Source organism: Falsochrobactrum ovis (assembly GCF_003259955.1).
Taxonomy (GTDB): Bacteria; Pseudomonadota; Alphaproteobacteria; order Rhizobiales; family Rhizobiaceae; genus Brucella; species Brucella ovis_A.
Genome location: NZ_QLMK01000030.1, coordinates 1 through 7,110, shown reverse-complemented (window position 1 = coordinate 7,110; position 7,110 = coordinate 1). Strand labels below are relative to the sequence as shown.

Here is a 7,110-nt window from a genome sequence, read left to right as displayed (position 1 = left end):
GAAGCTTTCGATGCATGGAAAATTGCGGCCTGTTTCGCCTGAATATCTACGAGCCACGGGCCTTTCCGGTCAGAGAAACTTAACGTGACAACACCCAATCGCATGCAAGCCGATTGCGACCCGACAGCACATGCGGAGCTTCTGGCATTGCGTGCCGCAGGCAAGGTTTTGCAGTCACCCCGACTGGATGATTGCAGCGTATATGCAAGCGGACAGCCCTGCCCCATGTGTTTTGCTGCCATGCGAATGTCTGGCATCAATAAAATCAAGTTTGCCTATTCCAACGAACAAGCTGAACCGTTTGGCCTTTCAACAGCGCAAATTACGAATGAACTGATGAAACCGGTCGGAAAACAAACCGGCATTCATTTTGAACATTGTTCACCAGACGACCCAGAGAGAAATTCAGCGCTATATCGGTTCTGGCAGGAAAAGCAGAAATAGAAGACTGGCGGGCACCGATACTTTAACCTGAGTAAGTTCGCAATTTTGTCTATGATGCTGATCTTATGCGGTTTTTAGGCAAGCGATTTCACGCCACATATTTGTGGCTGCCTGACGCAGCTCGCGATGGTCTGCTGAGGTGAGAAGGTCGCGGGGGAAGTGGTGGAGATTGTAAATCGGGTCGTTGGGGGGCCAGTTCTTGCGGTTGAGTTGCAAAAAATTAGCTAATAAAGAACGTAGTTTACTGAATGCCATGTATTACTGTTTGAATGAAAACACCGTCACTGTTGCAAATATGTCTTGTCGGTCGCGTTTTATGTGAATCTGTACACTGCCAACAAGCACGATGCTGGCAGTGACTTTTAACTTGCACTTGCGGGTCGGCTGCTTCATCCCTTAGATCAAGATGAAATTCCCTACAATCCTATGATTAAGGAATTGCGACGTCCGATTGACGACGCTAAGAGGAATGGAAAAGCCGTTCCAGAATTTACCGGGACGGCTCTAAACGCTAGAGTTAATTGCAACAAACTTAATAGTGGAACCGCAATTGAGCTATTTCAAGACTTTGAGCGTCGCCAGCGCCACTGACACGATAAACCATCCGATCTTCCTGTGAGATACGCCTTGACCACCAGCCGTTCAAATCTCCCTTCAGTGGCTCTGGTTTGCCCGTTCCTTTAAAAGGGGTTCTCTGACACTGTTTGATCAACTCGTTGATACGATCACGCACCTTGTCGTTCGTGTTTGACCAGTGAAGATAGTCTTCCCAGGCTTGCTCTGAAAAAACAAGCTTCACTTGATCAGCTCACGTTCTCCCCCTTTGCCGGCATCCAGCTGAGCAATTGAAGAGCGCAAACGTGCAGCGTTGTTCGGCGTAGACAAGAGGTGAAGTGTTTCATTGACGGCGTTCCATGTTTCCAGGGAAACAACGACGACGGACTCACCTTTTTTACGCGTTACTACAACTTCTTGCTTGTCGTTGATTGCACGGTCCATAACGTCTTTCAGTTGAGCACGCGCGTCGGAGTAAGTCATCACATCCATGGGAACATCCTCTCTTTTTTGCGACTATATACGTACAATATCACGTACAAGTAAAGAGCTGGCGGCATAATTTTTTTCTTGCCCGACCTCCGGCACCGACCCCAACAGTCACATGATGACTTTGTGCTGATTGCCGCTAAGAACTGATGGAGTGGGGGATTTCTCCGCGAGAATCAACAAATAATCTTAAATCGTCACAACCTTTTTCAGCAGCTTTCGTCTGTCACCTTCCAGATGTTGGCGCACGGCTTCCACGACAGCCATTCCGTCGCCCACATCGAAGGCGTCAACAATGCGGCGATGCTCGTTGATCTTCAAAGGTCCATACCAATATTGACCATTGAGCCATATCTCTTTGCTTCGAGGCCAAGTGCGACGCCGATAAGATCGGTAGGGTGGGCGTTTTTTACTGGATGTCGTTTTGTGGGGGGAGTGAAGCGCTTGGGCAAACGTGCCAGCTAAAACATTAGCCATGTGTGTCCTCATCCTGAAGCCCTCAGGTTGGGTGCACATCATGCGCTAAGTTTCTATAATGCTGTCAGATTAGCCAAGTTTTCCTGATCGTCAAGAGGCCGCTATCAAGGATTTGGAAGATGAATTTCTATAAAAAATAGCTTGGCATCCTGCGTTTGGATCACCGCAGAGAAAAACTCACCTGCCACGGTTCCATACCGGAAGACCCACACAATGGATCGGACAGGTTTGTTTTGAAGCATTTATCAATTCAGAAAAAGGTCGGTTTTCTTATCGATTTGAGCAAAGGGCCATAATTTAAGGACCATTGAATTTATTGAGTAATTTAAATCTGCTGTTTACATTTGTTTACATTTTTTGAAATGGATTCATTCTTACAAACTCATACAAAAAGGCTCTTTAGAGGAGTACGCTTAGTTATGGACGGCTTAGAGATCGAATAACATGCAGTCCCTAACGCCCCTGCCCTTCTCATTCATTCCAGACCATCAGCTATGAACAACCGCCGGATTAAATAGCTGCTTTCACTTATGCGGAATAAATCCACTTGGCGGGCTTGTTCCTTGACAACATTCGGCAAATTTCCGTATGGCTTTCCGAACGGTTACCTAATTCAATTCAGAGGAACGACAAGGCTCCGTTCGAGCTTGCGACAGCAAGCCCGGTTATGCGCGCAGTATCCTGTTGCGTTCAAGAGCAGTCGGCTCACGAAACAGTGGACGCGTAAAACCGCATCAATGCACCTTGCTGGTAGCGCAGCCATACGATTTTCAAAAAAGTTGCGGGTGATGATGTGTCGACATGTAAGCAAGCACGACGTTCCATGCTTTTGCCGGAATTTGCAGCGTTGATCCTGACTTGATCTCATCGTCCGTGTGCACGAGCCGAATATATTTCAACAGGTAAACCTGTGGTTTTTAACGCGCGACAATAGACGATGATGCCGTTTGGTGCCTTATTGCCAAACTTTCTATACTCTCTGAAGCGGTTCTTTTGCCGCTGGATCCAACAGAAAAATGTTCGGTTTTTTTTGTCCGAATTTTCCGTGATTTTCGGCGTGGTTTTTTGACGCAAATTTCTGCCCTTTTGTACAAGCAATGTTCTGCACTTTATGGTGGATGGAATACGGTTAAAAAGCGCTCAAACACACGTAAAGTTTTCTCAATGCGCTAACCCCACAATATATCCTATAGAGCGCGGGGGAGTGTTTGGCGGGCGTTTCATAAGTAATTTCAACACCGTTGAAAGGCCACGTTTTGAGCGTGTACAAGCGGTGTACAAGATAGGCTCAATATTCAGGCGTTGGCGCGTTTCGTGGCTATCGTCAGCCTATGGAAGCGCCACTTCTTTGTCAGTCCGGCAATAGCCCTTCCGAATTTTAACTTGTCTGATACGGCGAAACTTCCCCCAGGCCTCTTCTAAGCTGTCAAATGTCTCTTGCATGCCTTGACCTGAGCTCCCAATCCTTCCCCAATACTGGATAGCAGACACTTCACCAAATAAGGTTGGTCTCATCTCCAAACTATAATAGCGGGACATGTTCTTGTTTCGATCAATGCGCCGAAGATGTACTACAGTGGCTTCTCTCTCCATGGACCCATTGTTATGTTTTATACGATATGCGTCCAATCAGTTTTATGAATCGTAGCTGCCGATTGGATTCAAACTTGTGATTATGACCATAGAGCAAGCCAGTTCCAGGACATCTTCCAAGCGAGTGTTTAGGTAGTCAATTTGCCTATATATCCCGGTGAATCAAAGTAAAAAATAGGCGTATTATCTGGCCAAACTTAGCGCTTAGTTCGTTCCACAAGAGGGCTAAAACTCTGAAGGATCAAGAACCTGGCAAATGGCTCAAAAGTCGCTAAGTCGTCGAAAATTACCTTCTTCTTCCACCGGTAGTCATCAGCTTCACGTCTTCGCATTAGACTCGCAGTTAATTAGGGTCAAGCGTAGGTAAGAATGGCGAACCCACCACAGCCGTAGTAGCAGTTGGTTCTATGACAACCTGATAGCCAGAAAATTGTTAGGGTTAAGCGATACGTCGCTCACGTCACAAAACGTTCGGGTCGGCTCGAAATGACAATTTGCAACTTAAAGATATAAACATTTCTTTATATGGTGTTGACATTGTTTGCCTGATGCAGGAATATGGTTTCTGCCAAGGTTCTCCGGTTGTCGCATTGACACCCGGGGCTAAGAGGGAAGTCGGTGCCCCGATTAATTTGGGAAAACCGACGCTGCCCCCGCAACTGTAAGCGGCTAGCCGATGTCTAGAATGTCACTGGAGTTTGCTCTGGGAAGACGGACGTTGGCGATGACACGCGAGCCAGGAGACCTGCCTCGGTAAAATAACGTCCACGGGCGGGGTGTCCCGGTGTGCCATAGCGGAGGCCACAGCGGCTGATCTTGCTATGTGTTCGCTGATCCTTGCCCCCAACTCAATTGGGTAATCCATGTCTCAAATCACAACTCGAATTGCCGCCCCAGGCGTGTCTCTCGGCGATTCCCGGTCGAGCGCAACGGGAAATAGCTTCACGTTCCGCCTCAGGAGCATTCGTTTTGATGAGGATTACCGCCCCGCGAGCAGCACACGCATCACGACAAACTTTGCCAATCTGGCCAGAGGCGAGAACCGCCAGGAGAATTTGCGCAACGCCTTACAGATGATCGACAATCGTTTCAATGCTTTGGCGCACTGGGACAATCCTAAAGGTGATCGCTACACACTCGAGCTTGATATCATTGCCGTTGAATTGAATATCGATTCTAGTCGCAATATTGACGCCTTTCCGCTGATTGAAATCCTGAATACGACTATCGTGGATCGGAAAAACAACGACCGGATCGAGGGAATCGTCGGCAACAATTTCTCCTCTTACGTTCGGGATTATGACTTCAGCTTAGTCTTGCCGGAGCACAACAAAAACCGGTCTGGTTTCAGCATACCCGACGATTTCGGTGATCTGCATGGGAATCTTTTTAAGAGTTTTCTGAAATCTGAGACTTACAACGAGCATTTTAGGAAGGCGCCGGTCATTTGCCTGAGCGCATCAAGCAGTAGGACCTACAGCCGAACCGAAAACCGGCATCCCGTGCTAGGTGTTGAATATAAACAAGATACATCCTCACTTACCGATGAGTACTTCAAGAAAATGGGGATGCGGGTTCGCTACTTCATGCCTCAGGGCGGCGTTGCGCCCCTAGCCTTCTATTTTGTGGGGGATCTGCTTGGAGACTACACCAATCTCGAGCTGATCAGCACTATAAGCACTATGGAGACCTTTCAGAAAATCTACCGGCCCGAAATTTACAATGCCAATTCTGCGGCAGGCACCTGCTATCAGCCAAGTTTGAAACATCAGGACCATTCACTGACCCGAATTGTTTATGATCGAGAAGAACGCAGCCAGCTTGCGGTCGAACAGGGGAAATTCGCCGAGGAGCGCTTTATCAAACCATACAAGAACATTCTTGCGCAATGGTCCGCCAACTACGCTCGTTGATCAACTGAACCAGAAAGTTAATCTGTCTTGAAAACACTTTTGCCTACGTCCACCGCCGGCAGCTTGCCAAAACCCTCCTGGCTTGCGGAGCCACAGAAACTTTGGTCGCCATGGAAACTGCAGGATGAGGAATTGACTGCGGGAAAGCAGGATGCCCTGCGCTTGGCTCTCGACGATCAACGGCAGGAGGGCATCGATATCGTCAGCGATGGCGAGCAAACGCGCCAGCATTTCGTCACTACGTTTATCGAACACCTCGACGGCGTCGATTTCGAGAAGCGCGAGACTGTCAGAATAAGGGATCGCTATGATGCAAGTGTACCAACAGTCGTTGGTAGCGTATCGCGTCCAAAACCGGTTTTTGTCGAAGATGCGCAGTTTTTGCGTCAACAAACTCAGCAGCCCATCAAATGGGCCTTGCCGGGACCGATGACTATGATCGATACGCTTTATGATGCCCATTATAAAAGCCGCGAAAAACTGGCCTGGGAGTTCGCAAAAATTCTCAATGAAGAAGCGAAGGAATTAGAAGCCGCTGGCGTGGATATTATTCAGTTCGACGAGCCTGCATTTAATGTCTTCTTTGACGAGGTTAATGATTGGGGTATTGCAACTCTGGAGAGAGCAATAGAAGGTCTCACGTGCGAAACAGCTGTTCATATCTGTTATGGTTACGGTATTAAAGCCAACACGGATTGGAAAAAAACTTTGGGCTCAGAGTGGCGTCAATATGAGCTTACTTTCCCCAAGCTACAAAAATCCAATATCGACCTCATCTCACTTGAGTGCCAAAATTCTCATGTACCAATAGACCTTATTGAACTGCTTCGCGGCAAAAAGGTGATGGTAGGAGCCATAGACGTCGCAAACCATGCCGTTGAAAGCCCAGAGGAAGTTGCCAACACGTTGCGAAAAGCGCTTCAGTTCGTCGATGCCGACAAGCTCTACCCTTGCACGAACTGCGGCATGGCTCCATTGTCGCGAGAAGTGGCGCGTGGCAAATTGAACGCCTTAAGTGCCGGTGCAGAAATCCTCAGAAAAGAGCTTTCGGCCTAATAATACCGAGGCACAAGGGGTGACAAACTTCGTCGGTGTGGAAAGAGCGTCCTCTTGCGTTTGCTCACTTCTGCTTGGATGTCAAGGTTATGACAATGAAATTCCGGGTATTGTTAGAAGCACATGCTGATTGTGGCCTGAGCGGTTCTGTTGCAAAAATTTTATTTGCACGGAGCACTGCTTAGCTCTAGACGCAATTATGCCGCGAGTGCTTCGAACTGCTTTTTGATTGAGCGTGCATTTGCTGCTGAACTGATGCCTTGTTGTTTACGCATCATGTGAATGAGTTCGATACCGGCAAGCGTGATGCCCGCTGCGGTTTCTGACTTGAAACCAAGCATGGAGCGTGTGCGTCGTTTGATGCGACGATGATCCTGCTCAATCGTGTTGTTCATATATTTACTGCAACGAATGGCAATAGGTTTTCCAGTCTGGCTGAGCCGGCTCTCTGCATCGCATTGCACTATAGCTATTCTGTTGGTCTCGCTGGTGTTGTCACGTTAAGTTTCTCTGACCGGAAAGGCCCGTGGCTCGTAGATATTCAGGCGAAACAGGCCGCAATTTTCCATGCATCGAAAGCTTC

7 protein-coding genes, 1 pseudogene and 1 riboswitch are annotated in these 7,110 nt (G+C 48.0%); of the genes and pseudogenes, 3 read left to right on the top strand and 5 right to left on the bottom strand.

What is annotated here, in order from left to right; translation table 11 throughout:
* Nucleotides 1-84: 84 nt before the first annotated feature.
* A complete protein-coding gene (locus C7374_RS15650; RefSeq protein WP_245412695.1) occupies nt 85-444 on the top strand; it encodes a nucleoside deaminase in 360 nt (119 codons plus the stop codon).
* A 532-nt stretch (nt 445-976) separates the two neighbouring features.
* On the opposite strand, the gene C7374_RS15640 is transcribed toward C7374_RS15650, so the two are convergent.
* From C7374_RS15640 to C7374_RS15625, 4 genes are all read right to left on the bottom strand, one after another.
* Nucleotides 977-1,243 carry a Txe/YoeB family addiction module toxin gene (locus C7374_RS15640; protein ID WP_111576526.1) on the bottom strand — a complete coding sequence of 89 codons (267 nt, stop codon included), beginning with the start codon at nt 1,241-1,243 and terminating at the stop codon, nt 977-979.
* Nucleotides 1,240-1,491: a type II toxin-antitoxin system Phd/YefM family antitoxin gene (locus tag C7374_RS15635; protein ID WP_111576525.1), complete on the bottom strand. Its 252-nt coding sequence runs from the start codon at nt 1,489-1,491 to the stop codon at nt 1,240-1,242. Before C7374_RS15635 ends, C7374_RS15640 begins: the two co-directional genes overlap by 4 nt.
* Nucleotides 1,492-1,677: 186 nt before the next feature.
* The gene (locus tag C7374_RS15630) at nt 1,678-1,965 is read right to left on the bottom strand and encodes a hypothetical protein (protein ID WP_111576524.1); all 288 of its coding nucleotides are present in this window, start codon (nt 1,963-1,965) and stop codon (nt 1,678-1,680) included.
* 1,329 nt (nt 1,966-3,294) lie between these two features.
* The gene (locus tag C7374_RS15625) at nt 3,295-3,558 is read right to left on the bottom strand and encodes a WGR domain-containing protein (RefSeq protein ID WP_111576523.1); all 264 of its coding nucleotides are present in this window, start codon (nt 3,556-3,558) and stop codon (nt 3,295-3,297) included.
* Between the two features lie 554 nt (nt 3,559-4,112).
* A riboswitch (cobalamin riboswitch) is annotated at nt 4,113-4,325 on the top strand.
* A gap of 96 nt (nt 4,326-4,421) precedes the next feature.
* Between C7374_RS15625 and C7374_RS15620 the strand changes: the two genes are divergently transcribed.
* Together C7374_RS15620 and C7374_RS15615 are read left to right on the top strand one after the other, a co-directional pair.
* Complete coding sequence (locus C7374_RS15620) at nt 4,422-5,471, top strand: DUF1852 domain-containing protein (RefSeq protein WP_111576522.1); 1,050 nt, start codon at nt 4,422-4,424, stop codon at nt 5,469-5,471.
* Nucleotides 5,472-5,498: 27 nt separating this feature from the next.
* A complete protein-coding gene (locus tag C7374_RS15615; RefSeq protein WP_111576521.1) occupies nt 5,499-6,527 on the top strand; it encodes a methionine synthase in 1,029 nt (342 codons plus the stop codon).
* Between the two features lie 197 nt (nt 6,528-6,724).
* On the opposite strand, the pseudogene C7374_RS15610 reads toward C7374_RS15615, so the two are convergent.
* A pseudogene (locus C7374_RS15610) lies at nt 6,725-7,015 on the bottom strand (DDE-type integrase/transposase/recombinase); the annotation flags it as partial.
* Between the last annotated feature and the right edge of the window lie 95 nt (nt 7,016-7,110).

Excerpts from the sequence above, each read along its gene's own strand:
- C7374_RS15635 (WP_111576525.1), bottom strand. The coding sequence starts at position 1,491 with ATGGATGTGATGACTTACTCCGACGCGCGTGCTCAACTGAAAGACGTT.
- C7374_RS15630 (WP_111576524.1), bottom strand. The coding sequence starts at position 1,965 with ATGGCTAATGTTTTAGCTGGCACGTTTGCCCAAGCGCTTCACTCCCCC.
- C7374_RS15625 (WP_111576523.1), bottom strand. The coding sequence starts at position 3,558 with ATGGAGAGAGAAGCCACTGTAGTACATCTTCGGCGCATTGATCGAAAC.
- C7374_RS15620 (WP_111576522.1), top strand. The coding sequence starts at position 4,422 with ATGTCTCAAATCACAACTCGAATTGCCGCCCCAGGCGTGTCTCTCGGC.